Annotated in this window: 22 protein-coding genes; 3 read left to right on the forward strand and 19 right to left on the reverse strand. The window is 71.5% G+C overall.

Annotated elements, in window-relative coordinates; translation table 11 throughout:
• Positions 1 to 519: 519 nt before the first annotated feature.
• Positions 520 to 1,212 (reverse strand): metal-dependent transcriptional regulator, encoded by a 693-nt coding sequence (locus ACQEV2_RS18650; protein ID WP_004000347.1) that lies wholly within the window; start codon positions 1,210 to 1,212, stop codon positions 520 to 522.
• Positions 1,213 to 1,650: 438 nt separating this feature from the next.
• Between ACQEV2_RS18650 and ACQEV2_RS18655 the strand changes: the two genes are divergently transcribed.
• Entirely contained in the window at positions 1,651 to 2,406 is a 756-nt protein-coding gene (locus ACQEV2_RS18655; protein ID WP_433042356.1) for an SIS domain-containing protein, read from the forward strand.
• Between the two features lie 19 nt (positions 2,407 to 2,425).
• On the opposite strand, the gene ACQEV2_RS18660 is transcribed toward ACQEV2_RS18655, so the two are convergent.
• The 4 genes from ACQEV2_RS18660 to pdxH all read right to left on the reverse strand — a co-directional run bounded on the left by ACQEV2_RS18660 (position 2,426) and on the right by pdxH (position 5,894).
• Positions 2,426 to 3,871, reverse strand: coding sequence for a PAS domain-containing protein (locus ACQEV2_RS18660; protein WP_433042359.1), 1,446 nt, complete (start codon positions 3,869 to 3,871; stop codon positions 2,426 to 2,428).
• Positions 3,872 to 4,006: 135 nt separating this feature from the next.
• Complete coding sequence (locus tag ACQEV2_RS18665; protein ID WP_433042362.1) at positions 4,007 to 4,456, reverse strand: GNAT family N-acetyltransferase; 450 nt, start codon at positions 4,454 to 4,456, stop codon at positions 4,007 to 4,009.
• A complete protein-coding gene (locus ACQEV2_RS18670; protein WP_433042365.1) occupies positions 4,449 to 4,868 on the reverse strand; it encodes a RidA family protein in 420 nt (139 codons plus the stop codon). The genes ACQEV2_RS18665 and ACQEV2_RS18670 overlap by 8 nt, the downstream gene beginning before the upstream one ends.
• A gap of 336 nt (positions 4,869 to 5,204) precedes the next feature.
• Positions 5,205 to 5,894, reverse strand: a complete 690-nt coding sequence (pdxH, locus tag ACQEV2_RS18675) for a pyridoxamine 5'-phosphate oxidase (RefSeq protein ID WP_433042368.1) — start codon at positions 5,892 to 5,894, stop codon at positions 5,205 to 5,207.
• Positions 5,895 to 6,287: 393 nt separating this feature from the next.
• On the opposite strand from pdxH, the gene ACQEV2_RS18680 reads away from it, so the two are divergent.
• Both ACQEV2_RS18680 and ACQEV2_RS18685 read left to right on the forward strand, forming a co-directional pair.
• On the forward strand, positions 6,288 to 7,388 hold the full coding sequence (locus ACQEV2_RS18680; RefSeq protein WP_433042371.1) for a citrate synthase 2: 1,101 nt from the start codon (positions 6,288 to 6,290) through the stop codon (positions 7,386 to 7,388).
• A gap of 406 nt (positions 7,389 to 7,794) precedes the next feature.
• Positions 7,795 to 9,144, forward strand: coding sequence for a serine/threonine-protein kinase (locus ACQEV2_RS18685; RefSeq protein WP_433042374.1), 1,350 nt, complete (start codon positions 7,795 to 7,797; stop codon positions 9,142 to 9,144).
• 3 nt (positions 9,145 to 9,147) lie between these two features.
• On the opposite strand, the gene ACQEV2_RS18690 is transcribed toward ACQEV2_RS18685, so the two are convergent.
• The 14 genes from ACQEV2_RS18690 to ACQEV2_RS18755 all read right to left on the reverse strand — a co-directional run bounded on the left by ACQEV2_RS18690 (position 9,148) and on the right by ACQEV2_RS18755 (position 25,660).
• Complete coding sequence (locus ACQEV2_RS18690; protein WP_433042377.1) at positions 9,148 to 9,729, reverse strand: hypothetical protein; 582 nt, start codon at positions 9,727 to 9,729, stop codon at positions 9,148 to 9,150.
• A 34-nt stretch (positions 9,730 to 9,763) separates the two neighbouring features.
• Complete coding sequence (locus tag ACQEV2_RS18695; RefSeq protein WP_433042380.1) at positions 9,764 to 10,387, reverse strand: TetR/AcrR family transcriptional regulator; 624 nt, start codon at positions 10,385 to 10,387, stop codon at positions 9,764 to 9,766.
• Positions 10,375 to 11,109, reverse strand: a complete 735-nt coding sequence (locus tag ACQEV2_RS18700) for an enoyl-CoA hydratase family protein (protein ID WP_433042383.1) — start codon at positions 11,107 to 11,109, stop codon at positions 10,375 to 10,377. Before ACQEV2_RS18700 ends, ACQEV2_RS18695 begins: the two co-directional genes overlap by 13 nt.
• Complete coding sequence (locus ACQEV2_RS18705; RefSeq protein WP_433042386.1) at positions 11,106 to 12,698, reverse strand: 4-coumarate--CoA ligase family protein; 1,593 nt, start codon at positions 12,696 to 12,698, stop codon at positions 11,106 to 11,108. The genes ACQEV2_RS18700 and ACQEV2_RS18705 overlap by 4 nt, the downstream gene beginning before the upstream one ends.
• A 35-nt stretch (positions 12,699 to 12,733) precedes the next feature.
• Positions 12,734 to 13,885 carry an acyl-CoA dehydrogenase family protein gene (locus ACQEV2_RS18710; RefSeq protein ID WP_433054568.1) on the reverse strand — a complete coding sequence of 384 codons (1,152 nt, stop codon included), beginning with the start codon at positions 13,883 to 13,885 and terminating at the stop codon, positions 12,734 to 12,736.
• 5 nt (positions 13,886 to 13,890) lie between these two features.
• Entirely contained in the window at positions 13,891 to 15,735 is a 1,845-nt protein-coding gene (locus tag ACQEV2_RS18715; protein WP_433042389.1) for a biotin carboxylase N-terminal domain-containing protein, read from the reverse strand.
• A 5-nt stretch (positions 15,736 to 15,740) separates the two neighbouring features.
• Positions 15,741 to 17,339 (reverse strand): acyl-CoA carboxylase subunit beta, encoded by a 1,599-nt coding sequence (locus ACQEV2_RS18720; RefSeq protein ID WP_433042392.1) that lies wholly within the window; start codon positions 17,337 to 17,339, stop codon positions 15,741 to 15,743.
• Positions 17,336 to 19,060 carry an acyclic terpene utilization AtuA family protein gene (locus tag ACQEV2_RS18725; protein WP_433054571.1) on the reverse strand — a complete coding sequence of 575 codons (1,725 nt, stop codon included), beginning with the start codon at positions 19,058 to 19,060 and terminating at the stop codon, positions 17,336 to 17,338. The genes ACQEV2_RS18720 and ACQEV2_RS18725 overlap by 4 nt, the downstream gene beginning before the upstream one ends.
• A gap of 113 nt (positions 19,061 to 19,173) precedes the next feature.
• Positions 19,174 to 19,968 (reverse strand): TIGR03084 family metal-binding protein, encoded by a 795-nt coding sequence (locus ACQEV2_RS18730; RefSeq protein ID WP_433042395.1) that lies wholly within the window; start codon positions 19,966 to 19,968, stop codon positions 19,174 to 19,176.
• A gap of 169 nt (positions 19,969 to 20,137) precedes the next feature.
• Positions 20,138 to 21,091 carry an EamA family transporter gene (locus ACQEV2_RS18735; RefSeq protein ID WP_433042398.1) on the reverse strand — a complete coding sequence of 318 codons (954 nt, stop codon included), beginning with the start codon at positions 21,089 to 21,091 and terminating at the stop codon, positions 20,138 to 20,140.
• 134 nt (positions 21,092 to 21,225) lie between these two features.
• The gene (locus ACQEV2_RS18740; RefSeq protein WP_433042401.1) at positions 21,226 to 22,359 is read right to left on the reverse strand and encodes a lipid II:glycine glycyltransferase FemX; all 1,134 of its coding nucleotides are present in this window, start codon (positions 22,357 to 22,359) and stop codon (positions 21,226 to 21,228) included.
• Positions 22,360 to 22,533: 174 nt separating this feature from the next.
• On the reverse strand, positions 22,534 to 25,401 hold the full coding sequence (locus ACQEV2_RS18745; protein ID WP_433042404.1) for an FAD-binding and (Fe-S)-binding domain-containing protein: 2,868 nt from the start codon (positions 25,399 to 25,401) through the stop codon (positions 22,534 to 22,536).
• On the reverse strand, positions 25,398 to 25,529 hold the full coding sequence (locus ACQEV2_RS18750) for a hypothetical protein (protein WP_433042407.1): 132 nt from the start codon (positions 25,527 to 25,529) through the stop codon (positions 25,398 to 25,400). Before ACQEV2_RS18750 ends, ACQEV2_RS18745 begins: the two co-directional genes overlap by 4 nt.
• Positions 25,526 to 25,660 (reverse strand): hypothetical protein, encoded by a 135-nt coding sequence (locus ACQEV2_RS18755; protein WP_433042410.1) that lies wholly within the window; start codon positions 25,658 to 25,660, stop codon positions 25,526 to 25,528. The genes ACQEV2_RS18750 and ACQEV2_RS18755 overlap by 4 nt, the downstream gene beginning before the upstream one ends.
• Positions 25,661 to 25,730 lie beyond the last annotated feature (70 nt).

A 25,730-nucleotide genomic window follows, 5' to 3' on the forward strand; every position in this document is an offset into this window, starting at 1 on the left:
TGTGTCTCACGTGATCTTATGCGCACATACCTGAAGCGCACGTTCCGCGTGACGTGTCACCGCAGACTATCGAACTCTTATTCGAAAATGCGGTCTGCGCCGACAACACCCCTCATTCGAGTGACCCCCCTCAAGGATTGATCGCCACTGCCGAGGGGAGACCTTCACCGGGAGGCGGGCCGCTCGGGGAAACCGGTCCGCGGGGATTGACCCTGAGAGCTCGGGGCTCCGGGTCAGCACAGGGGAGGACAGGCCCCGGCGCCACCAGGCGCCGGGGCCCTCTCCACGATCACGGCACATCCGCCCGCCCCCTCACCGGCCCGATCGCCTCACCGACGATCACGGCCAAGAGCCCTCAGGTCATATGCCTCACGCGACAGCCTCGCACGCGAAATCTCGGGGCGCTGCGATTTGCCGCACTGAGTCTTGGATTCGACGTGATCGGCGGATCGCCACAACTCCCCCTCCCTTACCGGGAGTTACGCAGGAGGGAACCCGAGATGGACAGCTGCCGATGATTCAGCGCTTGGCGACGAACACATGGGAGGCGACGTCGGCCTCCAGCTCGGCCGCCTCACCACCGCTGCCCACGAGCACACCGCCCGCCGACTCGGTCACGCTCACCACGGAGCCGGGCTGCACGCCCGCGCGGCGCAGCGTGTACATCAGCTGCGCGTCGGTCTGGATCGGCTCGCCGATACGGCGCACGACGACCGTCTTGCCCTCGACGCCCGGGTCGAGGTCGGCGAGCGAGACCATGCCCTCGTCGAGGAACGGATCGGCGCCGTCCTTCTCGCCGAGCTCCTCCAGGCCCGGGATGGGGTTGCCGTACGGCGACTCGGTCGGGTGCCGCAGCAGCTCCAGCACACGCCGCTCCACGGCCTCGCTCATCACGTGCTCCCAGCGACACGCCTCCGCGTGCACCTGCTCCCACTCGAGCCCGATCACATCGACGAGCAGACACTCGGCCAGCCGGTGCTTGCGCATGACACGGGTGGCCAGCCGCCGCCCCTCGTCCGTGAGCTCCAGATGCCGGTCACTCGCCACGGACACGAGCCCGTCACGCTCCATCCGCGCCACCGTCTGGCTGACGGTCGGTCCACTTTGGTCCAGCCGCTCGGCGATCCGGGCGCGCATGGGGACCACACCTTCCTCCTCCAGCTCGAGGATGGTGCGGAGATACATCTCCGTGGTGTCGATCAGTCCGGACATACGTGCCCCTCGATTAGCTCTGCGATTAGCTCAGCCGGAAGCGAGACAGCTCCACGGCGCGTGCGCTGGCCCTGCACTCAATTCTGCCGGATACCACTGACAACCGTGCCGCGCCGTTGAAACCGGGGGGTTACGCGGGGCGTAGCGGGGTGGCGAAACGCGCCGGCTGGGTGGCAGGACGGTGCTCGGCGGGCAGCCGGGACACGCAGGCTTGCGTAGCTGCGGGCAGTCGTGTCGCTGGGGCGGCCTCCGATCCAGAGAAGCGGCACCCCGTCAGCGCCGGGCTTCGCGACCGACCGGCCCCGGCGTCGGGCACGACACGGCCCACCGCGGCCCCACGGCCGTATTGACACCGCACTGGTCCAGACCGCACGGTGATCCGCGACACACCCCACTGACCACCCCACCGACCACCCCGCCAACCCCGGAGGGCCCCGCATGAGCGACAGCAAGCCGGCCGACCAGTTCTTCGACGCCGCGATCGCCCTGCTCCAGCGGGCCCGTGACGAGGAGGCCGAGAACATCGAGGCCGCCGGCACCCTGCTCGCCGACACCGTCGCCACCGGCGGCCGGCTCTTCGCCTTCGGCGCCGGTCACTCCTCCCTCGCCGCCCAGGACATCGTCTACCGCGCCGGCGGCCTCGCCCTGATGAACCTGCTCGCGGTCCCCGGCGTCGTAGGCGTGGACGTCATGCCGGCCACCCTCGGCTCCGCCCTCGAACGCGTCGACGGCCTCGCGAGCGCGGTCCTGGACAGCTCTCCCCTCCGCGACGGCGACGCCCTCGTCATCATCTCCCTCTCCGGGCGCAACGCCCTCCCCGTGGAGATGGCCATGAGCGCCCGAGCCCTCGGCGTCAAGGTCATCGGCGTGACCTCGGTGGCGTACGCCTCGGAGACGAAGTCCCGCCATGTCTCCGGCACCTACCTCAAGGACCACTGCGACGTCGTGCTCGACTCGAAGATCGCGATCGGCGACGCGGAACTCACCTTGGACACGATCCCGGCCCCCTTCGCCCCCGCCTCCACGGTCGTCACCACGGCGCTCCTCCAGGCCGTCATGGCCACCGCGGCCGCGTCCCTGGCCACCCGCGGCATCGAGCCCCCGCTCCTGCGCTCCGGCAACGTCGACGGCGGCCACGACTGGAACAGCCGGGTGTTCGAGAAGTACGGCGACCGGATCTTCTACCGGCACTGAGCCGCATACGGCACCGCCGTCACTCCGAGCCCAGCGCCCCCGCCAAATCCAACGCGGCGGCGATCCGCACCGCCACGGCCTCCGCGTACACCGCATCGCTCCGCTCGAACGCGCTCCGCCCAGCGCCCCGCAGAAACGTGACGACCCCCAACGTCCGCCCCCGGCTCCGCAACACGGCACACAGCGCATGCACCGCGTCCGCAGGCCACTGCCGCCCCACCGCCCATTCACGCGCCCGCTCGGCCGGCACATCCCCCGCGTCGGCCCGCACCGACCCGGCCCGCGCCACGCACTGCAACGCCGGGTGTCCCTCTCCGTACCGCACCGGCAGCCCGGCCTCCCCACCGAGCAGACTCGGCCCGGGCGCCCCGGAGGGCGTCACGGCGACCCGAACCAGCCGTACCGGCTCGGCCGCGCCCGCGTCCACATCCGCGACCGCCCCACCCGCGACCCGGTCGATCAGCGCGTGATCGGCGAACCCGGCCAGCGCGAAGTCCAGATGCACGGTCGCCGCCTCCACGGGGTCCTCGCACTCCGCGGCGGCCCGAGCGGCCCGATGCAGCTGATTCGTCCGGAACCGCAGCAGCGCCGCCTCCTGGTCCCCCTGCTTGGCCGCCGTCACGTCCTGGAAGAGCCAGCCCACCCCCAACGGCACCGGCTCCTCCGCGAGCGGCGAGGCCAGCCGTACGAAGCCACACCGCCAGCACCGGCGCCGCTCGCCCTCCGGCGTCCGTACGCTCACCCAGATCTCGGCGGGCGCGGGCGGCGCACCCTCCGCCAGCACATGCGTGAGCGCGCTCTCCAGTTCCTCGACGCCCTGCGCCAGCAACTCCCCCAGCGGCCGCCCGAGCACGGACGTACGCCCGATACCGAGCGCGCGCGCCGCATGCGCGTTCACCACCGCCGGCCGCAGATCCGCGTCGACCAGCACCACACCCCACGACGCGTCCTCGAACAGCGCCTCGCTCAACGCGATCGACCGCTCCAGATCGATCTGCGCATGCACCTCGCTGAAGGCGCAGTACACCCCGGCGGGCTTCCCGTCCGGCCCCCGCACGGCGGCCGACTGAGTCCGTACGAGAACCCGTCCGCCGTCCTTCGTCAGCAGCGCGAACTCATGGACCTGACGCCCGGGAGCGTGCATGGCGGACATCAGCCGCCCCTCGACCTCCTCGGCGTCGGCCTCGCGCACCGCCCACCCGGCGAACCCGTGCCGTCCCACGGCCTCCGCCGCACTCCACCCCAGGATCCGCTCCGCCTCACGGTTCCAATGGGTCACGACCCCGTCCGCGTCGAAGGCGCACAGAGCCGCGTCCATCCCGTCCAGCAGCGCGGCCAGCAGATCGGACCCGCCTGCCGAACCCTCCGGACCACCCGAGGCGGCCGACGAACCCTCCGGACCGTCCCGCTCGGGCTCGTCCGGCCCCAGCTCGTCGGTGGTCCCACTACGCCGGGAAGCACTCACCTGGACCCCCTGCCAAGCTGCGTCCGCACGTACGACGCGTCGGTTCGCTCACTTGCAATCATCTAACTGGAACGTGATGCAGCACACACCGTGTTCCCCAAGATTGAAGGAATCGTTGTACGAGCCGCCGTGGACTTACGCGGACCATTCCCTCCGCAGGTCCACCCACAGATCGGTCTCACCGTCCAGCACATACCGATCGACCTCGACGAACCCACGTGCCTCGGCAAACCGAAGCCCGTCCTCATTGGCGGCCAGCACACAGGTCTCGATCGTCCTCGCGCCCAACACGCGCGCGTGCGCGAGCCCGTCCTCGTACAGCTCCGTGCCGTATCCGTGCCTCCGGTACTCGGGCAGCACGCGCGCGATGACCGTCGCCACCGCTTCCTCGTCCTCCGGCGGCCGCACGGTCGAACAGCCGACGAGGACATCACCGGCGTACGCGTTCCGCAGGCGGTACCGCCCGCTGCGCTCCCGCACCTCGTCGAGATCCATGGCCGCGGGCGGAACGATCACGTTGTGCACGTACCGCCACTCCTGAAGCATGACGTCACCGTCGACCGACACGATACGAAGCTCAGACACCCGCGCCACCGCCACCACTCCCCCGCCGGGCGTACACCTCGATCTCGATCTTCATACGTGGATCGGCGAGCCCGCACACCATCATCGTCGCCGCCGGCCGCACCTCCCCGAAGTACCGCCGCAGCACCGGCCAGCACGGCTCGAAGTCCTCTCGCTCCGGCAGCAGATACCGCACCCGCACCACATCGCCGAACGAACACCCCGCCTCCGCCAACGCGGCCCCCACGTTCCGCAGACACTGCTCGGCCTGCTCCACCACGTCCTCGGAGATGGTCATCGACGCATAGTCGAACCCCGTCGTCCCCGACACATGCACCCAGTCCCCGTCGACCACGGCACGCGCGTACCCGATCTGCTCCTCGAAGGTGGAGCCACTGAGAATCACCTGCCGCCCCGCCTGCTGATTTGTCATGCACGGAACGCTAGGTGACCAGCGCAGACGGATCCACGGAAAAAAAGTGGTTGATCGGGGCGGAGCCGCTTCTTAGGGTGTGGGGCACACGAGAAGGGAGGTGGTTCGGCAGATGTATGAAAACCGGACGCGTGAGGTGGCTGCGGGCTAGCGGCCCGTCACCCCACCCAGTGCGGTGCCGGACCAGCACGTGACAGATGCGTGCAGCCGGCCCAATCCCAAGCAGTCACCCGACCCGCGAGCTCGCCGGTACGTCCGGCCGGCTCCCCCGCCACCGGCGGAGGACCCGAGCTCGCGGGTCGTCTGATTTCCCGGCCCCCGCATCCGAGCCGGGCCTCACGGACTGAGTCGCTCCACCCGCCAGCTCCCGTCCTGCTCCGCCACGTACCGCAGCCGGTCGTGCAGCCGGTTCTCCCGCCCCTGCCAGAACTCCACCGTCTGCGGGGCCACCCGGAAACCGCCCCAGTGCGGGGGCACCGGCACCTGCTCACCCTCGGGATAGCGGGCCGCCAGCTCGGCATAGGAGGCGTCGAGTTCGGCGCGGGACGGGATGACGGTGGACTGGGCGCTGGCCCAGGCGCCGAGCTGGGAGCCGTGGGGGCGGGTGCGGAAGTACGCGGCCGTCTCGTCGCGGCCGGTGCGGCGGGCGATGCCGGCGACGACGACCTGACGGGCCATCGGGTGCCAGGGGAAGAGGAGGGAGACGTACGGGTTGTCGGCGAGGTCGCGGGCCTTGCGGGAGTCGTAGTTGGTGTAGAAGACGAAACCCTGCTCGTCGAACTGCTTCAGCAGCACCGTACGGGAGCTGGGCCGGCCTTCGGCGTCCGCGGTGGAGACGATCATGGCGTTCGGCTCGAAGAGGTGGGCCTCCGCCGCGGCCTGCTTGAACCAGCGCGCGAACTGCTCCACCGGAGTCGCGGCCAGGTCCTTCTCGGCGAGGCCCTCGGCCCGGTAGTGCTTGCGCATCGCGGCGGGGTCGGGGACGGGCTCGGCGGGATCGAGGGGGACGGCGTCTCGGTCGGTCACGCGGTCATCTTGCCGTATGCGGCGGGTGCCGTTGGCCGTATGCGCCGGGTGCCGTTGCCATATGGGCCGGGTGCCGTTGGCCGTAATGCGGCGGGTGCCGTTCGGCACGGTGTCCTTCGTCACTGGCTGGCACTGAGTGCCGCAAGGCCTCCCCAATGGTGGCACTCGGGGATATCGTTTCTATGCCGTTCCGGTTGGATGACCGCCAGCCGCACGGGGCATCACAGGGTTACGCCCCGGACTGCGAGTCCGCCGAGGCTCGGAAGCCTGCACGCCCGGAATCCGAGTCCGTGACCGTGGATCCACCGGGCGTGTGTCCCGATCTCTGCCGACTGACATGTGGTCGTCCCATCCACAACCCCATCTGTCGCACACATCACGAGGAGCCGCCTGATGTCCGACTTCGTACCCGGGCTCGAAGGAGTCGTCGCGTTCGAGACGGAGATCGCCGAACCGGACAAGGAGGGCGGCGCCCTGCGATACCGGGGCGTCGACATCGAGGACCTGGTCGGTCATGTCTCGTTCGGCAACGTGTGGGGGCTGCTCGTGGACGGTGCCTTCCGGCCCGGTCTGCCGGCCGCGGAGCCCTTCCCGATCCCCGTGCACTCCGGTGACATCCGCGTGGACGTCCAGTCCGCGCTCGCCATGCTCGCGCCCGTGTGGGGACTGAAACCGCTCCTGGACATCGACGAGGAGCAGGCCCGGGAGGACCTGGCCCGAGCCGCCGTCATGGCCCTGTCCTACGTCGCCCAGTCCGCGCGCGGTCAGGGTCTGCCGATGGTCCCGCAGCGGGAGATCGACAAGGCTCAGTCCGTCGTCGAGCGCTTCATGATCCGCTGGCGTGGCGAGCCCGACCCCAAGCATGTGGCCGCCGTCGACGCCTACTGGACCTCCGCCGCCGAGCACGGCATGAACGCGTCGACCTTCACGGCCCGCGTCATCGCCTCCACCGGCGCGGATGTGGCCGCGGCGCTCTCCGGCGCCGTAGGAGCCATGTCCGGCCCGCTGCACGGCGGCGCGCCCTCCCGCGTCCTGCACATGATCGAGGAGATCGAACGCACCGGCGACGCCGAGGCGTATGTGAAGCAGACCCTCGACAAGGGCGAACGCCTCATGGGCTTCGGTCACCGCGTCTACCGCGCCGAGGACCCCCGCGCCCGCGTCCTGCGCCGCACCGCCCGGGAGCTCGGCGCTCCCCGCTTCGAGGTCGCCGAGGCCCTGGAGAAGGCGGCCCTGGAGGAGCTCCACAACCGCCGCCCCGACCGGGTCCTGGCCACGAACGTCGAGTTCTGGGCGGCCATCGTCCTGGACTTCGCGCAGGTCCCGGCGCACATGTTCACGTCGATGTTCACCTGTGCCCGTACGGCGGGCTGGTCGGCGCACATCCTGGAGCAGAAGCGCACCGGCCGCCTCGTCCGCCCGTCCGCGCGCTACATCGGCCCGGGCCCGCGCGACCCGCGCGAGATCGAGGGCTACGCGGACATCGCGCGCTGATCCCGACCCGTACGGGATCTCGACCCGAACGGGATCCCGGCCCTGTCGTACGGGATCCCGCTCCCTCCGGGCCGGTCATCACGCGGGGCCGATCGGCTCCGTGTGATGCCGCTCGGCAATCGGCGTCATCACGGCACGCGCGGCCGGCGCCGCCAGCGCGCCCGGCGACCGGTGCCACCCCCGGCACGCTCGGCGACCCGTGGCGACCCTGGCACGCCCGGCGACCCGCGCCACCCCGGCAAGGACCGGCCTCGGAACGTCAGTAACGACGCCATACGGAACGTGACTGATCCACTTCGCCAGTATGCTGGGTCGGCTGCGGCATCCCCCCACCATCTCCCGTCCCCACGCGGCGAGTTATGGCCTGCGGCGACCGAAACGTCTCACGGCATGAGGATGAGTACTGGTGCTGATAGCGGGCCGCTACCGGCTGAGCGAGTCGATCGGACGCGGTGGGATGGGGGAGGTCTGGCGGGCCTACGACGAGATGCTCGGCCGGCCGGTCGCCGTCAAGCTCCTGCTGCCCCAGGACTCCGACCCCACCGCCGCCTCCCGCTTCCGCCTGGAGGCGCAGACCGCGGCCCGGATCGACCACCCGAACGTGGTCGGCGTCCGGGACTTCGGTGAGTACGACAACCGGCTCTACCTGGTGATGGAGCTCGTCCAGGGCGACAGCCTCGCCGGGGTGCTGTCGCGGTCCGGCGCACAGCCCGCCGAACGTGTGGCCCGTATCGCCGCCCAGGCCGCCGCGGGACTGGCCGCCGCGCACCGGCAGGGCATCGTCCACCGGGACATCAAGCCCGGCAACCTGCTCCTCGATGCCGACGGCACCCTCAAGATCGGTGACTTCGGCATCGCCCGCTTCCTCGACGACCCCGGCGCCGCGCTCACCGCCACCGGGCAGATCGTCGGCACGAGCCTCTACCTGGCCCCCGAGCGGGCGCTGGGGCAGCCGGCGGGCCCGGCCTCCGACGTCTACGCCCTGGGCTGTGTGCTCTACCAGTTGCTGACCGGCCGCCCGCCCTTCCAGGCCGACACCGCCGTCGCCATCCTGCACCAGCACCTCGACGCCGCCCCCGTGCCGCCCCGCGAGCTGGGCGTCCCCGGTCTTCCGCCCGCCTTCGAGAACTACCTCCTCGGTCTGCTCGCCAAGGACCCCGAGCACCGGCCCACCGCCCAGCAGGCCGCCGACTGGTTCGCCGACGGAGCCTGGCAGGGACGCCCAGAACCACTGCCCGACGCGACCGCGCCGTCCCGGCGTCCGCCGGTCGCGTCGGCATCCGCATCCGGGGCGCAGCAGGTGGGTGAGACCAGCACGCCGACCACGTACATGCTGCCGTCCGCCCAAGGGACGGCGTCCGCCGGCCGATCCGGGTCCAGATCCAGGTCCCAGTCCCGGACCGGGTCCCTGTCCCGAACCGGGTCCCTGTCCCGGACGGCGACACGGCGCGTGGTCGTCACGGCCGCCGGAGCGGTGCTGTTCGTGGGCGCGATGCTCCTCGGCATGCTGTGGTTCTCCCCTGACAACACCGGGGCGGAGGGCACGAAGTCCGAGGCACCGCCCGGCCCGGGTGCCTCCGCGTCCGTGTCCCCCGTGATGTCGAGCCCGTCCCCGACCGCCTCCCCGAGTCCGGCGGTGGAGACGAGCGCCGGCCGGGAAGGGCAGGACGAGGAGAAGCAGGAGTCGGAGAAGCGGGGCCGGCAGAAGGAACGCGAGCTGCGGCAGGACGACGACGAGAGTGGCGAGGACGACTGAGGATCAGAGCTTGCCCCACACGTACGCCGTACGGTGACCGTCCAGAAGCTCGGATATTCGGGTGCGGAACTCCTCGGTGAACGGCGGCCAGTTCCAGAACTCGAAGCCGAGGTGGGCGAAGGCGAAGTAGTCGTCGGTCCAGGTCCAGTCGGGCAGCGGGACGGCGTCGGCGCAGGCGGGGCAGTCGACCTGGGCCTCGCCCGTCTTGTGCCAGGCGTCGATGGCTTTGCCGAACGGTGCCCAGGCGTCGTCGATCAGCTCCCACTCGTCGGTGATCAGCCGGGTGGTGACCCCGCAGCGCGGGCAGGTCACCGCCTCCGGCTCGCCCTGCCCGCCGTGGAAGACGGTGCGCCCGGTGTACACGGCGAGGCCGTCCCAGGGGTCCCAGTCGGCGTCGTCCGGCGCCACGGCCCGCTGCCAGTTCGGGCCGGGAGGGTGGCCGAGCGGCTGCCCGAACACGCAGTCCGTGCGCTCGGCGAGCACGATTCCCTCGGCCACGAGCCACTCGACCACGCGCTCGGCGAGCTGTGGCGCCTGCTGCGGGCTCGCCGCGCGGTCGACGATCGTCTGGAAGTGATCACCCATGCCCGAACAGTAAGTCCCGCCACTGACAACGGCCTCAGCGCAGCGCCTCCTCCAGCAGCACCGCCCACTGCGCCACCACGCGATCGCGGCGGGCGGTGTCGTCGGTGAGGAGGTTCGCCAGGCCCAGGCCGCGGGCCATGTCCAGCAGGCCCTGGACCGTCTCGCGTACGCCCGGTCGGGACTCGTCCGCGCCCAGCAGATCCACCGCGATCCGGTGCGTTTCGCGGCCCACGCGGGCCTCCAGCTCCGTGACCCGGGGGCGCAGCTGCTCTTCGTTCGAAGCGGCCACCCACAGGTGCAGGGCGGCGCGGAAGAGGGGGCCGGTGTAGAGGTCGACCAGTGCCGACACCACTGCCCGGTGGTCTCCCGCCGCGCCTTCGGGGAACAGCACCCGCAGTGCCGTCGAGCGTTCCTCGGCGACGTACTCGACGGCCGCGGTGAAGAGGTCCTCGCGGGTCGGGAAGTGGTGCTGGGCGGCGCCGCGGGAGACGCCGGCGCGTTCGGCGACGACGGAGACCGTGGAGCCCGCCCAGCCGTGTTCGGCAAGGCAGGCCACGGCGGCCTCCAGGAGCCGTTGCCGGGTGGCACGGCTGCGGTCCTGCTTGGGCACGCGGTCCGCTCGGTCCACGCGGTCGCCGACTGCGCTCACACCACCCATTGCGGATCCCGTCTTTCGAGGAAGGCCGTCATCCCCTCCCGGGCGTCGGCGGAGGAGAACAGCCGGGCCGAGAGCGCGGTCAGGTCGGCCGCGTCCCGGTCGAAGGTTTCCAGCACCTTAGCCGTGAACAGCGCCTTCGTCTCGGCCAGGGCCTGCGGGGAGGCCCGGCGCAGGCCGTCCAGGACGGGGGCGAGGGTCTCGTCGACGTCCTCGCCCTGCGTCGTCAGCAGGCCGATGCGGGCCGCCTCCGGCGCGGTGAAGCGTTCGCCGGTGAGGTAGTAGCGGGCCAGGGCGCGGGGGTCGGTGCGCGGGAGGAGCGGGAGGGAGATGACCGCGGGGGCGACGCCTATGTGCACCTCCGTGAAGGCGAAGGTGGACTCGCGCGACGCCGCCGTGATGTCGCAGGCCGCGAGCAGGCCCAGGCCGCCCGCGCGTACGTGGCCGGTGACGCGGGCGACGACGGGTTTGGGCAGCCGCACGATCTGCCGGAGGAGCGCGACGAGGGCGTCCGGGGGCGGGGGATCGCGCAGGTCGGCGCCCGCGCAGAACGTGTTGCCGGTGTGGGTGAGGACGATCGCGCGTACGTCGGTGTCCTTGGCGCAGTCCGTCAGCGCGTCGGTGAGCTCGCCCACGAGTGCGGCCGAGAGCGCGTTGCGGTTGTCCGGGGAGTCCAGGGTGAGGATTTCCACGGCACGCGCGCGTGTGCGGCCGATCAGTGTCATGTGCCCTCCTCGAGGGTGCTCTCCTTGAGTGCCCGCAGTTCGCGGCGCAGGATCTTGCCGGAGGCGGCCCGTGGGACGCCGTCGATGAAGGTGACCTGGCGGATCCGCTTGTAGGGGGCGACGCGTTCGGCGACGTACATCATGACCTCTCCTTCGGAGAGGTCGGTGGCGGTCGGCTGGCGGACCACGTACGCGTGCGGGACTTCGTTGTTGTCGTCGTTGTAGACGCCGATCACCGCCGCGTCCGCGATGCCGGGGTGGGTGAGCAGGAGTGCCTCCAGTTCGGCGGGGGCCACCTGGAAGCCCTTGTACTTGATGAGTTCCTTCACCCGGTCGACGACGAACAGCCAGCCGCCCTCGTCCACGTGCCCCACGTCGCCGGTGTGCAGCCAGCCGTCGGGGTCGATCATCGCGGCGGTGGCGTCGGGGCGGCCGAGGTAGCCCTTCATGACCTGGGGGCCGCGGATGAGGATCTCGCCGGACTCGCCGACGCCGAGGTCCTTGCCGGGGTCGTCGAGGGAGACGATGCGCATCTCGGTGCCGGCGATGAGCCTGCCGACCGTTCCGGGGGGCGCGTCGTGCATGGCGTCCAGGGGGACGACGTGGGTGCCGGGGGACAGTTCCGTCATGCCGTACGCCTGGCCGACCGGCGGCAGGCCGAGGCGCTGCGAGCAGGCGGCGGCGAGCTTCGCGTCCAGGGGTGCGGCGGCGCTGATGACGTACCTCAGGGACGACAGGTCGTACTGCTCGACCAGCGGGTGCTTGGCGAGGGCGAGGACGATCGGTGGGGCGACGTACAGGCCGGTGATGCGGTGGTTCTGGATGGCCTTGAGGAAGGTCTCCAGGTCGAAGCGGGGCAGGACGACGACCGTGGCGCCGACCCGAAGGGGGGCGTTCATCAGGGCCGTCAGGCCATAGATGTGGAAGAAGGGCAGTACGGCGAGGATGCGGTCGCCGGGGCCGGCCGATATCGCGGGTTCGAGCTGCGCGAGGTTGGTGGCGATCTGGCGGTGGGTGAGCATCACGCCCTTGGGGATGCCGGTGGTGCCCGACGAGTACGGCAGGGCCGCGACGTCCGCGACGGGGTCGATGTCGATCTGCGGTTCGGGGGTCGCGGACGCCAGCATGTCGATGAGCGACCGGTGTCCCGGCGCGCTGTCGCACACGAAGATCTCCTGCACGCCGCCGGCGAGTTCGGCGGCCCGGCGTGCCGCCTCCAGCAGTGGTGAGACGGTGACGATCCAGCGGGCCGCCGAGTCCTTCAGCTGCTTGGCGAACTCCTCGGGTGTGGCGAGCGGGTGCACGGTCGTTACGGAGGCACCCGCGCGTGTGGCGGCGTAGAACGCCGTGGGGAAGGCGACCGTGTTGGGGCTGTGCAGGGCGAGGACGTCGCCCTTGCGGACGCCCGCCTCGGCGAGGGCGGCGGCGATGCGACGGTGGAAGCGGTCGACTTGTTCGTACGTGAGGGTGGTGCCGTCCGTGCCGTCGATGAGCGCGGGCGCGTCGCCGAACTCGGCGGCCCGGCCCAGCACGGCCTCGTGGATGGGGAGTTCGACGGCCGGGACGTCTGCGTACTCGCTGCGGAACATCGTTCCTCCTCGCGACCGGTACGACACGGTGCCGGTCAGTACGACTTGGGCAGGCCAAGGGTCTGGTGGGAGACGTAGTTGAGAATCATCTCCCGGCTCACCGGGGCAATACGAGACACGCGCGCGGCGGTTATCAACGAGGCGAGGCCGAACTCGCGCGTGAGGCCGTTTCCGCCGAGGGTGTGCACGGCCTGGTCGACGGCCTTCACACAGGCTTCCCCTGCCGCGTACTTGGCCATGTTGGCGGCCTCGCCCGCGCCCACGTCGTCACCCGCGTCGTACAGGTAGGCCGCCTTCTGCATCATCAGGCGCGCCAGTTCGAGGTCGATGTGCGCCTGGGCGAGGGGGTGCGCGATGGCCTGGTGGGCGCCGATGGGGGCGTTCCACACGGTGCGGGCGCGCGCGTACTCGACGGCACGCGCGAGGGCGTACCGTCCCATGCCGATCGCGAAGGCGGCCGTCATGATGCGTTCGGGGTTGAGGCCGGCGAAGAGCTGGAGGAGGCCCGCGTCCTCGTCGCCGACCAGGGCGTCGGCGGGGAGCCGTACGTCGTCGAGGGTCAGCTCGAACTGCTTCTCCGCGGCCTTGAGTTCCATGTCGATCTGGCGGCGCGTGAAGCCTTCGGCGTCTCGCGGGACGATGAAGAGGCAGGGCTTGAGGCGGCCGGTGCGGGCGTCTTCTGTGCGGCCGACTATGAGGGTCGCGTCCGCTATGTCGACGCCGGAGATGAAGACTTTGCGGCCGTTGAGTACCCAGTCGGCGCCGTCCTTGCGTGCCGTTGTCGTGATGCGGTGGCTGTTGGAGCCGGCGTCGGGTTCGGTGATGCCGAAGGCCATCGTGCGGGTGCCATCGGCCAGGGCGGGCAGCCACTGGCGCTTCTGCGCGTCGGTGCCGAAGCGAGCGATGACCGTGCCGCAGATCGCTGGGGAGACGACCATCATCAGCAGGGGAGAGCCCGCGGCACCCAGTTCTTCCAGGACGATGGAGAGTTCTGCGATGCCGCCACCTCCGCCTCCGTACTCCTCGGGGAGGTTGACGCCCAGGTAACCCAGCTTTGCGGCCTCGGACCACAGTTCTTCGGGGTGACGGCCCTCGCTGACGATCCTGGTGATGTAGTCGCGTCCATACCGCTTGCCGAGCTGGGCGACGGCGGCCCGCAGGGCTTTGTGCTCGTCCGTTTCGATCATGGCGCTCACTGGTCCTCCTCCACGACGGCCAGCAATGCGCCGACCTCGACCTGTTGACCGGGCACGGCATGCAAAGCGCTCAGCGTCCCTGTGACCGGCGCCGAGATCTTGTGCTCCATCTTCATCGCCTCCAGCCACAGCAGGGGCTCTCCGGCCCGTAGAGCGGCTCCTACGGTCAAGCCCTCGGCGACTCGTACGACCGTCCCCGGCATCGGCGCGAGCAGCGAGCCCGGCGCGTGCTGGGCCGTCGGGTCGGGGAAACGGGGTAGCGCGGTGAGCCGCGTGGCGTTCACGTGGATCTCGTCGCCGTACCGTGCGACCTCGAAGTTGCGTCGTACACCGTCCACTTCGAGGACGACCAGCGCGGCGTCAGCGTGGACGATCCGTACTCCCTCGGCCTCCAGGCCCACGCGCGTGTGCCGGTACTGGACCTCGATCTCCTCGCCTGCCATGACGTACCGCTTGACCTGTGGCTGGGAGGGAACGTTGCGCCAGCCGCCGAAGCGGGAGCGGCCGTGGGCGTCGGCGAGGGCGGCGGCCAGGGGGGCGTACGGGTCGGGGGCCGGCTCGGTCAGGTCGGTGAGGTGGCGGTCGTAGAAGCCGGTGTCCATCCGGGCGGTGGTGAACTCCTCGTGGCGCAGGGAGCGGACGAGGAGGTCGCGGTTGGTGACCGGGCCGTGGAGCGTCGCCCCTTCCAGGGCGCCCGCGAGCTTGCGGACGGCCGCTGCGCGCGTGGGGGCGTGGGCGATGAGCTTGGCGAGCATCGGGTCGTAGTGGACGCCGATCTCGTCGCCGTCGGTGAAGCCGGTGTCCAGCCGTACGCCCTCGGGTACGGCGAAACGGTGCAGGGTGCCGGTCTGCGGGGCCCAGTCGCGGGCCGGGTCCTCGGCGTAGAGGCGGGCCTCGATCGCGTGGCCACGCGCGCGTGGCGGGTCGGCGGCGAGGGCGTGGCCTTCGGCGATGCGGATCTGTTCCGCGACCAGGTCGATGCCGAAGACCGCTTCCGTCACGGGGTGCTCGACCTGGAGGCGGGTGTTCATCTCCAGGAAGTGCGCCTTGTCGCCGGCCACCAGGAACTCGACGGTGCCGGCGCCCACGTAGTCGACGGCGCGGGCGGCCCGTACGGCGAGGGCGTGCAGCTCGTCCGTGAGCTCCTCGGAGAGCCCGGGCGCCGGGGACTCCTCGATGACCTTCTGGTGGCGGCGCTGCAGCGAGCAGTCGCGGGTGCCGAGCGCCCAGACCGTGCCGTGGGTGTCGGCGAGGATCTGCACCTCGACGTGGCGGCCGTGCTCGATGTACGGCTCGACGAAGACCTCGCCGTCCCCGAAGGCGCTCGCGGCTTCGGCGCGCGCGCTCTGCAACGCGCTGTCGAGCTCCTCCAGGCGGCGCACGATCCGCATCCCGCGCCCTCCGCCGCCCGCGGCGGCCTTGACGAGGACAGGCAGGTCGGCCTCGGTGACCTGCCCCAGGGGCTCGATCCCCATCAGCTCCTTCGCCCGCGTCTTGGACGCCATCGCCTCGATCGCCTCCGGCGGAGGGCCGATCCAGACGAGCCCCGCGTCGAGGACGGCGCGTGCGAAGTCGGCGTTCTCGGAGAGGAAGCCGTAGCCGGGGTGCACGGCGTCCGCGCCGGCCGCCACGGCCGCCTTCACGATCAGGTCGCCGTCCAGATACGTCGCGGAGGGCGCCGCTCCGGGCAGCCGTACCGCCGTGTCGGCCACGCGCGCGTGGAGGGCGTTCTCGTCGGCGTCCGAGTACACGGCGACCGTCCGGATTCCCGACTCACGGCAGGTGCGGAAGATACGGCAGGCGATCTCGCCCCGGTTGGCGACGAGCAGAGTCGAAATCATTTGCCTCACATCCGGAAGACGCCGAAGCCGCCCCGCGCGCCCTCGTAGGGGGTGGTGTGGAGGGCGGAGAGGCACAGGCCGAGGACGGTGCGGGTGTCGCGCGGGTCGATGACGCCGTCGTCGTACAGCCGCCCCGACAGGAACATCGGCAGCGACTCGGACTCGATCTGCTGCTCGACCATGGCGCGCAGGGCCGCGTCGCCTTCCTCGTCGTACGGCTGCCCCTTCGCCGCGGCCGACTGCCGGGCGACGATCGAGAGCACACCGGCGAGTTGCTGCGGGCCCATGACGGCCGACTTGGCGCTGGGCCAGGCGAACAGGAAGCGGGGGTCGTAGGCGCGGCCGCACATGCCGTAGTGGCCGGCGCCGTACGACGCGCCCATGAGGACGGAGAGGTGGGGCACGCGGCTGTTGCTCACCGCGTTGATCATCATCGCGCCGTGCTTGATGATGCCGCCCTGCTCGTACTGGCTGCCCACCATGTAGCCGGTGGTGTTGTGCAGGAAGAGCAGGGGGATGTCCCGCTGGTTCGCCAGCTGGATGAACTGGGCCGCCTTCTGGGACTCCTCGCTGAACAGGACGCCTTGGGCGTTCGCCAGCACGCCGACGGGATAGCCGTGCAGGGCCGCCCAGCCGGTGGTCAGGCTCGTGCCGTACATCGGCTTGAACTCGTCGAAGTCGGAGGCGTCGACGATCCGGGCGATGACCTCGCGCGGGTCGAAGGGGGTCTTGAGGTCGCCGGGGACGATGCCGAGGAGCTCGTCGGCGGAGTACTTGGGCGGTTCTGCGGGGCCCGGGTCGCCGTACGCCTTGCGGTGGTTGAGGCGGGCCACCACGCGGCGCGCCTGCCGCAGCGCGTCCGGTTCGTCCACCGCGAAGTAGTCCGCGAGACCCGACACGCGCGCGTGCATCTCCGCACCGCCCAGCGACTCGTCGTCGCTCTCCTCGCCGGTCGCCATCTTCACCAGGGGCGGGCCGCCGAGGAACACCTTGGCGCGTTCCTTGACCATGATCACGTGGTCGGACATGCCGGGGACGTACGCCCCGCCGGCCGTCGAGTTGCCGAAGACGACCGCGATCGTGGGGATCCCGGCCGCGGACAGCCGCGTCAGGTCCCGGAAGATGGCGCCTCCTGGGATGAAGATCTCCTTCTGGGACGGCAGGTCGGCGCCGCCCGACTCGACGAGGTTGATGCAGGGCAGCCGGTTGGCGAGGGCGATGTCGTTCGCGCGCAGGGCCTTCTTCAGCGACCAGGGATTGCTCGCTCCCCCGCGCACGGTCGGGTCGTTGGCGGTGATCAGGCACTCGACGCCCTCGACGACCCCGATACCGGTGACGAGGGACGCGCCGACCGCGTAGTCGCTGCCCCAGGCGGCCAGCGGGGACAGCTCCAGGAAGGGCGTGTCGGGGTCGAGGAGCAGCTCGATGCGCTCGCGGGCGAGGAGCTTGCCGCGTCTGCGGTGCCGTTCGACGTACTTCTCCCCGCCGCCCGCGAGCGCCTTGGCGTGCTCGGCGTCGAGGTCGGCGAGCTTGGCGAGCATGGCCTCGCGGTTGGCCGCGTAGTCGGGGCTCTGCGTGTCCAGGGAAGAGGCGAGGACGGTCACAGGAGGACCTCCGGGATGTCGAGGTGGCGGCTGCGCAGCCATTCGCCGAGGGCCTTGGCCTGAGGGTCGAAGCGGTGCTGGGCGGCGACGCCCTCGCCGAGGATGCCGTCGACGACGAAGTTGAGGGCGCGGAGGTTGGGCAGGAGGTGCCGGGTGACCTTCAGCCGACGGCTTTCGGGGATCAGCTCCTGGAACCGGTCGGCGGTGAGCTCGTGCGCGAGCCAGCGCCAGGCGTCGTCCGTGCGCACCCAGACGCCGACGTTGGCGTTCCCGCCCTTGTCCCCGCTGCGGGCACCCGCGATGAGGCCGAGGGGGGCGCGTTTTGTGGGACCGGACGGCAACGGCTCCGGAAGTGCCGGCTCACGAAGAGCTGGCTCCGGAAGAGCTGGTTCTGGAAGAGCTGGTTCTGGAAGAGCTGGTTCTGGAAGAGCTGGTTCTGGAAGAGCTGGTTCCGGCATGTCGTCGAGTACGGCCGTGTCGTGGGCCGGCGACACGTAGGCCGGCGGCACAGGGACCCGGCGTCCGTCGTGGAGGACGGCCACATGGTCGACGGCACCATGGGGGACGTACACATCCTCGAAGACCCCATAGGGCGAGCCCTTTCCGGGTGGCGCCAGCACATGGAAGCCGGGATAACTCGCGAGCGCCAGCTCCACGGCGGCTCCGCTCAGCGCCCGCCCTACCACCTCCTGGTCCCGGTCGCGCACGACGAGCCGCAGCAGCGCGCTCGCCGTCTCCTCGGTCGGGGCGTCGGGCCGGTCGGTGCGGACGAGGTCCCAACGGACGTCGGCGGGCGGCGACTTGGCGAGCGCGTCCGTCATCTGTTCACGCACGAGGGCGGCCTTGGCCTCGATGTCGAGGCCGGTGAGCACGAAGGCGACCTCGTTCCGGAAGCCGCCGAGGCGGTTGACGCCGACCTTGAGCGTCGGGGGCGGGGCCTCTCCCCGTACGCCCTCGATGCGGACGCGATCGGGGCCGTCCTGGGTGAGCCGTACGGTGTCCAGGCGGGCGGTGACGTCCGGCCCCGCGTACCGGGCGCCCGCCGTTTCGTACAGCAGCTGGGCCGTGACCGTGCCGACGTCGACGAAGCCACCGGTGCCCGGATGCTTGGTGATGACGCAGCTGCCGTCCTCGTGGAGCTCGGCGAGCGGGAAGCCGGGGCGCCGGACGTCGCCCTGCGTGAAGAACGCGTAGTTGCCGCCGGTCGCCTGCGCCCCGCACTCCAGCACATGTCCGGCGACGACAGCGCCCGCGAGCCGGTCGTACTCCCTGGGCCCCCACCCGAAGTGAGCGGCGGCGGGCCCGGTGACCAGGGCAGCGTCCGTCACCCGGCCGGTGACGACGATGTCCGCACCCTCCCGCAGGCAGGCGGCGATACCGAAGCCGCCGAGATAGGCATGGGCGGCGAGGCTGTCCGGATACCGGCCCTTGAGGTCGTCGCCCTCGACGTGGGCCACGCGGACGGGGACGCCGAGACGTTCAGCCAACTTCCGTACGGCGTCCGCCAGTCCCGCCGGATTGAGGCCGCCCGCGTTGGCGACGATCCTGACCCCCCGCTCGTGCGCGAGCCCGAGGCACTCCTCCAGCTGCCGCAGGAAGGTACGGGCGTATCCCGCACCGGGGTCCTTCAGCCGGTCCCGGCCGAGGATCAGCATGGTGAGCTCGGCGAGGTAGTCGCCGGTGAGGACGTCCAGCTCGCCGCCGGTGAGCATCTCGCGCATGGCGTCGAAGCGGTCGCCGTAGAAGCCGGAGGCGTTGCCTGTCCGCAGGACCGGCGCGGTGGGCGGACTGGCCGGGCTGGGTTGGCTGGGCGAGTTGGGCGTGCTCGGCGGGGTCACTGCGCCGCGCCCTTCGGCTCGCGGCCCGTGCCGGGCGGACCCGCGAAGACCTGGGCGATGTCGAACCAGCGGTCGGCGTCCGGGCCCTCGGCGCGCAGGGCGAGGTCGGAGCGGTGGGCGCGCTGGGTGACCAGGAGGCAGAAGTCGAGCGCCGGGCCGGTGACGCGCTGCGGGGCGTCTTCGGGGCCGTACGCCCACAACTCTCCGGACGGCGACACGAGTTCGATACGGAAGTCGTCGAGGGGTGCGGGGAGGCCGTGGACGCCGAAGGCGAAGTCCCGGGTCCGTACCCCGATCCACACCACATGCCTCAGCCGGTCGGTGGGTGTGCGCACCACACCGAGTGCGTCGGCGATGTCCAGACCGTGGGCCCAGGTCTCCATAAGCCGGGCCGTGGCCATGGAGGCGGCGGACATGGGCGGGCCGTACCAGGGGAACCTCGCGCCGGCGGGTGCCTCGCGCAACGCCGTGTCGAGAGCGGCACGCCCTTCCCGCCACCGCGCCAGCAGCTCGGCGGGCGCCAGCCGGGCCCCCTCCTCCGCTCCCTCGTCGACGAAGGAGCCCGGGGCCTTCAGCGCCTTCTCCACCAGTGCGTGGAACGCGTCCACGTCGGTCACGGCCAGCAGGGCCGAGTGATCGGTCCAGGCGAGGTGGGCGATCTGGTGGGCGACGGTCCAGCCGAGGGCGGGGGTCGGGAGCGCCCACTGCTCAGGACTCAACTCGGCGATGAGGCAGTCGAGTTCATCGCTCTCGGCACGCAGGTCGTCGAACACGGGCGTCGGGTCGGCCATGGGGTGAGCATGGCAGCGGGAACAGAAACAAGCAAGCGTGCTTGCATTAATTTATGGTCAGGCGACATCGCACTTCTCGAGCGGAGTCGCCCCTCGATGCGAAGATCGCGGACCTCCGCCTCGCCGCCCCGCAGTGCCCGCTCCTGGGAACGCCGCTGTCCGAAAGCGGTCAGCCGGAGGGCCGGGCGGACCGCCTGCCGCCCACCTGCGTCCGCACCGCCCCCATGCTCGCCGCGATGACCAAAGCGATCGCCAGGGCCTGTACGGCCGTGAGAGCCTGGCTGAGGACGAGGAAACCGGCGGTCGCGGCGACGGCCGGCTCCAGGCTCATCAGGATCGCGAAGGTCGGCGCGGGCATACGGCGCAGGGCGAGGAGTTCGAGGGTGTAGGGGAGGACCGAGGAGAGGATCGCCACGGCCGCGCCCAGCCCGAGGGTCACCGGGTCGGCGAGCTTCATGCCCGCTTCGGCGATCCCCAGGGGCAGGAACAGCACGGCCCCCACCGCCATCGCGAGCGCCAGCCCGTCGGCCTGGGGGAAACGTCGGCCCGTACGGGCGCTGAAGATGATGTAGGCCGCCCACATGGCGCCGGCTCCCAGGGCAAAGGCGACACCTATGGGGTCGAGAGCACCGAACCCTCCGCCGCCGAGGAGGAAGACGCCGGCGAGGGCGAGTCCGGCCCAGACGACGTTGATCGCGCGACGCGAGGTCAGGACCGAGAGGGCGAGCGGGCCGAGCACCTCCAGGGTGACCGCGGGACCCAGGGGGATGCGGGCGACCGACTGGTAGAAGAGACCGTTCATCGCGGCCATCGTGATGCCGAAGACGATCACCGTGCCCCAGTCGGTACGGGAGTGACCGCGCAGCCGGGGCCGGGAGACCAGCAGCAGGACGACCGCAGCCACCAGCAGCCGCAGCGCCACCACCCCGAGCGCGCCGGCCCTCGGCATCAGGCTCACCGCCAGGGCGCCGCCGAACTGCACCGAGACCCCTCCGGCGAGCACCAGACCCACGGGGCCGAGGGAGCCCCAGCGGCGCGGGGCGCCGGTCGTCGGCTCGGGAACGGACGCCGCCCGGGTGCGGGACGGGGAGGGCGTGGCGGCGGCGGCATCAGGGGTGCTCACGGGCGTTCCAGGGGACTCGACTCGGGGAATGTTCATCATGCTGTACTGCCGAGTCCATGGTAGTAGACCTCGTCAGGTGTGTGAACCCATTACGCCACTGTCCCGGAGTGTGGACTACTGCCGCGCCATGTGGTCTACCGCCGTGCCATATACAGATCCAGTGCCTTGTGCAGCAGCCGGTTGAGCGGGAAGTCCCACTCCCCCAGGTACTCGACGGCCTCGCCGCCGGCGCCCACCTTGAAGCGGAGCAGGCCCAGCAGAGGGTTGGACTCCTCCAGGGTGTCCGTGATGCCGCGGAAGTCGTAGACGGAGGCGCCGAGTTCATGGGCGTCGGTCATCATGCGCCACTGCAGGGCGTTGTTGGGCTGGACCTCGCGTTTGCGGCTGGTGGAGGCGCCGTAGGAGTACCAGACGTGGTCGCCGACGGTGAGCATGGTGGCGGCGGCGAGGGTGTCGCCGTCGTGGTGGGCGAGGTAGAGCCGCATGCGGTCGGGGTGCTCGGCGGTGAGCGCGGTCCACATGCGCTGGAAGTAGGGCAGGGGGCGCGGAAGGAAACGGTCGCGCTCGGCGGTCTCGGCGTAGAGCTCGTGGAAGACGGGCAGGTCCTCGTAGCCGCCCCGCTCGACCTTCACGCCCGCCTTCTCGGCCTTCTTGATGTTGCGCCGCCACTGCTGGTTGAGGCCGCGGTGAAGGTCGTCCAACGACCGCCCCGCGAACGGCACTTGGCAGACGTACCGCGGCTGACCGGCGGCGAAGCCCTCCTCGCCGCCCGGCTCGGTCTGCCGCCAGCCGGTGCGTCGCAGCCGGTCGGCGATGTCGAGGGCGCCCTGTTCGCACGAGGTCGGTTCCGCGTCGCGCAGCCGCCGGGCGGCCGGGTCGGCGATGGCTGCCTTCACCGCGTCGGCGCTCCAGCGGCGTACGACGAGGGGCGGGCCCATTTTCACCGAGAAGGCCCCCTGCCGTTTGAGGTACGCGAGCATCGGGTCGAGCCAGCGCTCGCAGAGGTCGGGCGCGTGCCAGTCGATGAGCGGCCCCTCCGGCAGATACGCCAGGTACCTCTTCACCTTCGGCAGCGGCCGATACAGCACCAGCCCCACCCCGACCAGCTGCCCGCCACCCTGCTCCCCGTCGAACCACCCCAGGCTCTCCGCCCGCCAGTCGGGCTTCACCTCACCCCAGGACGGCACCTGCATATGGCTGACGGAAGACCGGCCCGCCACGAAGGCCAGGTGCTGGTCACGGGGGATGGGCTGCAGGTGGAGGGGCATGGTCAGGGCTCCTTAGATGGCTCGCCCTTGCCACCCTACGAGCGGACCCCGCACCCCTCATCTCGGCGGAGGCCAGTCCAGTACGGTCGGCTCGCGAAACCCGGTCCGGAGATGAGCCAGCTCCCCTCCACCAGCCGCCCCCCGTTCAAACCCCGCCCTCCCCCAGCCACCCCCTCACACCCCTCCCCCCTCCATCCCCTCCGCCAACACCTCCGCCAAGTGCCGAGCCCGCACCCCGCCCAGCTGCTCCACCTGTGTCCGGCACGAGAAGCCGTCCGCCAGCACCAGCGCCCCGGGCTCCGCGCCCCGCACCGAAGGCAGCAGCTGTTCCTCCGCGCAGGACGCCGACACCCCGAAGTGCCGTTTCTCGAAGCCGAAGTTGCCCGCGAGCCCGCAGCAGCCGCCGCTCAGTTCGCCGGAGAGCAGAGCGGCCTGACGCAGTCGGCGGTCGGGCTCGTCGCCGAGGACCGCGTGCTGGTGGCAGTGGGTCTGGCCGACCACCGGGCGATCCAGGCGGGGCGGGGCCCAGTCGGGGGCCAGGCGTTGCAGCGCCTCGGCGAAGGTCAGGACGCGGTCGGCGAGGCGGCTGGCCCGCGGGTCGTCGTGCAGGAGTTCCGGCAGGTCGGCGCGGAGGGCGGCGGCGCAGCTCGGCTCCAGGACCACGACCGGGGCGGCGGTCTCCAGCACCGGCTCCATCAGGTCGAGCGTGCGCCGCAGTACCGCGCGGGCGCGGTCGAGCTGGCCGGTCGAGAGGTACGTCAGCCCGCAGCAGACGCGGCTGCGCCCCCGCAGGAGGGACATCGGGTCCAGCGCCACCGTCGTACCGTCACCCCCCGGCACCCTCTTCAGCCGCACCGTCGGCGGCAGTGCCACCCGCAGCCCGGCCGCCTCCAGCACACGTACCGCCGCCTGCCCCACGGACGGCGAGAGGTGCTCGGTGAAGGTGTCGGGCCACAGGATGACCAGGTCGCCCTCCGCGGCCGCCTTGTGCCGCCGCTCCCACCACCGGCTGAACGTCTGCGTCGCCAGCCGCGGAATATCCCGCTCCGGTGCGATCCCGCCGAGCCGTTTCGCCGCCCACGCCAACGGCCGTACGGCGGCCAAGGCGTTGACCAGTGACGCCGTACGCGTGCGTGCCACCGCGCGCAGCCACTGCGGCAGCCGCCCCATGCTGTAGTGGGCGGCCGGGCGGCGCCGCCCGGCGTAGTGGTGGTGCAGGAACTCCGCCTTGTACGTGGCCATGTCGACCTCGACCGGACAGTCGGACCGGCACCCCTTGCAGGCCAGGCACAGGTCCAGCGCGTCCCGCACCTCGGTCGACCGCCACCCCTCGGTCACCAGTTCCCCAGCCAGCATCTCGTGCAGCAGCCGGGCACGCCCGCGCGTGGAGTGCTCCTCCTCGCCGGTGACCCGGAAGGACGGGCACATGACGGCGGAGCCGGACACCGACGTCGTACGGCACTTGGCGACCCCGACGCACCGCCGTACGGCCGCCGAGAAGTCCCCGCCGTCGGCCGGGTATCCGAAGGCCACGTCCACCGGCTTCCGGGGCAGGACGGCGAACCGGAGGTTCGCGTCGACCGGGGCCGGGCGCACGAGCATCCCGGGGTTGAGCAGATCGTCGGGGTCCCACACCCCCTTCGCCCGCTCGAAGAGAGCGACCATCTCCGCGCCGTACATCTTCGGCAGCAGTTCCGCCCGGGCCTGTCCGTCCCCGTGCTCCCCGGACAGCGAGCCCCCGTGCGCCACGACGACCTCGGCGAGCTCCTCCGAGAAGCGCCGGAAGCGGCCGATGCCCGCCTCCGTCAGCAGGTCGAAGTCGATACGGACGTGGATGCAGCCGTCCCCGAAGTGGCCGTACGGCGTCCCGTGCAGCCCGTGCGCGGCCAGCAGCGCGCGGAAGTCCCGCAGATACGCCCCGAGGCGCTCCGGCGGCACCGCGCAGTCCTCCCAGCCGGGCCACGCCTCGCTCCCGTCGGGCATCCGGGTCGCCGTGCCGCTCGCGTCCTCCCGGATGCGCCACAGGGCCCGCTGCCCGCCGGGATCGGTGACGACCAGCGCGTCGGCGACGTCGGCGGCCCGCACGATCGCCTCCGCACGCGCGCGTGCCTCCCCCTGCGACTCCCCGCCCGTCTCCACGAACAGCCAGGCCCGGCCCCGCGGCAGCGCCGTCGCCGACGGCACCAGGTCGGCCGCCATCCCCTCCACCGTCAACGGCCGGTACGGCAGCAGCCCGGCCGCCGCCTCCGCGGCCGCGCTCTCGTCGGCGTACGCCAGCACGGCGAGCGCACGCGCGCGTGGCGCCTCCACCAGCCGTACGACCGCCTCGGTGAGGATGCCCAGGGTGCCCTCGCTCCCGCAGAAGGAACGGGCGACATCGGCGCCGTTCTCGGGCAGCAACGCGTCCAGCGCGTACCCGGAGATACGGCGGGGCAGCTCGGGAAACCCGGTCCGCAGACGGGCCAACTCCGCCTCGGCAAGTGCCCGCAGTCCCTGCGGCGCCCCGGCCCATCCCTGCCCGAGCCGCAACCGCTCCCCGCGCGCGGTGACCACGCCCAGCTCCCGCACACTGTCCGCTGTCGTCCCCCACGCCACCGAGTGCGAGCCGCACGAGTTGTTGCCGATCATCCCGCCGAGCGTGCAGCGGCTGTGGGTGGAGGGGTCGGGGCCGAAGCGGAGCCCGTGCGGGGCGGCGGCGTCCTGGAGGCGGTCGAGGACGAGGCCGGGCTGGACGACGGCGGTGCGGGCTTCCGGGTCCAGGGAGACGAGGCGGTTCATGTGCCGGGTGAAGTCCAGCACGACGCCGGTGCCGGTGGCCTGCCCGGCGATGGACGTGCCTCCGCCGCGGGCGACGACGGGCACGCCACGCGCGCGACAGACCTCCAGCACGGCTGCCACGTCGTCCGCGTCTCTCGGAGCGACGACTCCCCTCGGGACCCGCCGGTAGTTGGACGCGTCCATGGTCGTCAACGCCCGGGAGGTGACGTCGAATCCCACCTCACCCCGGACGACGGTACGCAGCGCAGCCTCAAGATCCGTCATACGCCCAGCATGCCCCCGGCCACTGACAGTGACGGCTCCAGCGGGTGCCGTTCCAGGAACCCGGCCACCGCCCGGGCCACGGGTTCGGGGCGCTGGATCTGCAGGAGGTGGCCGACGCCGTCGATCACGGATGCTCGACGCCGAACTCCCACCGGGTCAGCGCGGGCAGCTCGATGCCGAAGCAGGTGTCGGCGTCCTCGACGGCCTGCGCGCTCGCGCCCGGCACCCCGCGCCTGTCTCCCGGACCCGCGTGCAGCATCGAATGGAGATCCCTGTCATGACCCCATCCCCATGAACGGACCCCACCCCATGAACGCCGGTTCAGGCAA

It is taken from the genome of Streptomyces sp. CA-251387, from assembly GCF_050936625.1.
Lineage (GTDB): Bacteria > Actinomycetota > Actinomycetes > Streptomycetales > Streptomycetaceae > Streptomyces.